General features: G+C 47.4%; 1 protein-coding gene. It reads left to right on the forward strand.

The window, feature by feature from the left end:
- Positions 1-861 (forward strand): PTS transporter subunit EIIC (locus ACWHAR_RS23730; protein ID WP_452088023.1); only part of this gene is annotated, 861 nt, incomplete at its 5' end.
- Between the last annotated feature and the right edge of the window lie 120 nt (positions 862-981).

Consider the following 981-nt stretch of genomic DNA (forward strand, 5'->3'; position numbering starts at 1 on the left):
GTTTTTGTGTTCGGATTTCTGAACCGGTTTTTGCTTCCGTTCGGACTTCACCATGTCATGAATACGTATATATATTTTGGGCTTGGGCGCTATGAGACGGCATCCGGAGAAGCGGTGACAGGGGAAATTACACGGTTTTTGAATGGAGACCCGACAGCCGGCTACTTTCTCGGCGGGTTTTTTATCACGATGATGTTCGGCATTCCGGCGATCGCTTTGGCAATAGCGCATGCAGCCAGAACGAGAAAAAAAGAAACGAAAGCACTCATGTCTTCCGGAGCAGCCACATCGCTGATCACCGGGATTACGGAACCGGTTGAATTCACGTTTTTATTTACTTCGCCTTTATTGTATTTTCTTCACTCGGTCTATACGGGACTTGCCGGAGCGGTGCTCTGTTTGCTGGGGATTCGTCACGGCTTCTCATGGGGAGCGGGCGCCATCGATTATTTGCTGAATCTTAATTTGTCAGACGGCGGATTATTGATCATACCGGTGGGCGTTGCTTTTTTCGCGCTCTATTATGTTACGTTTTACTTTGTGATTATAAAGCGAAACGTTCCGGTGATCGGAAGGGAGCAGGAAACACCTGAAGGAGACCGGCTGCAGCAGTCTATGGCGGCAGGTATTCTCAAGTATATGGGCGGCCGTGAGAATGTCGTCACTTGTGAAAACTGTATTACCCGTTTGCGACTGAAATTAAAAGACACGTCATTGGCGGATGAAGCCCGATTAAAGCGATTGGGGGCGCACGGTGTGATCATAATTGATCGGCATCATATTCAAATTGTGATTGGAACGGATGCGGGGACTGTAAAAAAAGACTTGCAGAACTTGATCGACGAATCTGCTCCGGATTAAAAACTGAAGTTGCTTTTGAGGAATCTGCGCAGCATCGTACGATTTTTGAACAAATAAGCTTGCACCTCCAGCAGCGTGAGGCTTTATGATGGATATGAATCGTCAGTTGGAGGTGACTCT

It is taken from the genome of Bacillus sp. LR--39 (assembly GCF_053613335.1).